The following is a 1,834-nucleotide window of genomic DNA, read 5'->3' as shown; positions in this document are numbered from 1 at the left end:
TTGCCGTTCACCAGCAGGTTAGGTGTCTGCCTCTGAGTTTCTATGGGCGGGGCGGGCAGCCAGCCCTGGGCGCCCATCCGCGGCGGCAGCGGGGAACGGCCCACCTCTGGCGGAGGCGGCGCGGCCGCTGATAGGACCGTCGTGATCAAAGCGAAGGGAAGAAGCAAGCCAAGAGTCAGGGCAAGGAATCGCCGCATTCTTGCACCTCCTATACTTTCGCAGTTTTGGCCTCTGGCGGGCAATTTGGATATTTTTAAGGCGAAAGGCCCGCTTGAGTGCCCCCATATATGGGGGATAAACGCCAGCAAATCACCATATACGATGGTCAAAAATGGCGGTGCAAAAGTATAGTCACCTCGCATCCGGCAGGTTGACGAATATCATATCCGAATCCGGTTGTTCTGCAAGGGGCCACCGTTCCATCGTATCCAGCCAGTAGGCGCCGGTGCGGAGGAGGAAGGCCTCACCGGTCACTCCGCTGAAGCGATGCCGTTGCACCAGGATGTCGCCAGGGAGGAGTTGCACCGGATCAACGGCCAGGCCGTCCGATACGCCCAGCACTTCTCCGGCGGGGGTCAGCAGGTGGCCCATAATGGAAAAGGGGCGGGTAATCGGCCCCTCGGTCACCCGCCACCAGGTCTCCACGTCAAGGTCCGTACCGTCCCGAACCACACTCGTTCCTAAAAACATGAGGGGACCCGATAGGGTAACGGGAGTAACGACTTGAATTCCACCCGGGTTCAGGCCTATCTCAGCGCGTCCGGCGATAACGGTTTGGGAATTGGGCAAAAGGGGAGGCTTCTCCTGCTCGTACAGCACAAAAGCCGGATAATCGGCTGTGTAACGATTCATCTCCACGGAGAGGCGTGTCTGGCTCAGATGCCGGGCAATCAACGGATCCCGGGGCTCCGGAGGCGCGGGTAAGAGAGACGGGAAAGTCCGTCTTCGCTCTTTTAAAAGATCGTGATGAAAACTGTAAACACCCGGATGAGCACCAGCAAAGGGGTATATCCACCCGGACGTGCAGTCAAATTCCACCCGACGCAGATTGTGTTGCCCAAAGCCGTATTCAATCACGGAATCGGAGAGAGGCACCGATGGGACGGAGCACTGAGCAATCCAGTGCAGAGGGGAACTATGAACGTCGTAAACGAAGAAAGAGAACCCGATTGTTGTGGAGGGTTTCATCTGGCGGAACCAGAAGTAAACATCATTCCCCGGCCACCCTTGTTGCAAAGTAGTGATACTAATGATGTACCGTCCAGCGGCGGGGTGAAAGGGAAGGATGAATGGGGGGATCCCTGTTCCAACAGGGAAAGAGTCGGCGTGAATTCCGTAATATTCGGGCGGGATATAGGTATACTGGTACACCAATTTAGGGACCGGTCCACTGTGCTCCAATAAGTAACGACGAAGGGCTTTGTAACCCTGTCCCCAGTCTAAATTGGAGTCTATCAGATAATGGTAGCCGTTCTGAGGGCCGCCCACCAACTCGTTGAAGAACGCAAGTTCATAGGGGAAAATCTTGATCGTTCCCAAGATATACCACAGTCCCATGATAAAACCGACCACCCGTCTCCGGATTGGCCTGCGGGAGGATAGCCATAGGGTCAGGCCTCCGCCGATAACAAGATAGACCAGAGGATGAACGGGGAGGAAATGACGATAGCCGATGTTCATTCCACCGATGAAACTGGTCAGAGTATAAAGCAAAGAGAAAAGTCCAAGAGGCATCGGCAAAGAGGAAAAAGGGTATCGGATCAGACAAAGCCCGCCCAAAGCAAAAGCCAGGATGAAAGGCAGAGGGTTTTTGATCAGAAACGCCAGCGGAAAA

The 1,834-nt window shown here is 55.2% G+C and carries 2 protein-coding genes; both read right to left on the bottom strand.

Features of this window, described 5'->3' with window-relative positions; translation table 11 throughout:
* Nucleotides 1–197: hypothetical protein (locus ABJK56_RS00405; protein WP_347242690.1), on the bottom strand; the 197-nt coding region annotated here is incomplete at its 3' end.
* 154 nt (nucleotides 198–351) lie between these two features.
* A partial coding sequence (locus ABJK56_RS00400) for a hypothetical protein (protein ID WP_347242689.1) occupies nucleotides 352–1,834 on the bottom strand: 1,483 nt, incomplete at its 5' end.

This window comes from Thermogutta sp. (assembly GCF_039793925.1).
Taxonomy (GTDB): domain Bacteria; phylum Planctomycetota; class Planctomycetia; order Pirellulales; family Thermoguttaceae; genus Thermogutta.
Note: the sequence above shows the minus strand (reverse complement) of the source record. Positions and strands in the feature narration are given on the sequence as shown.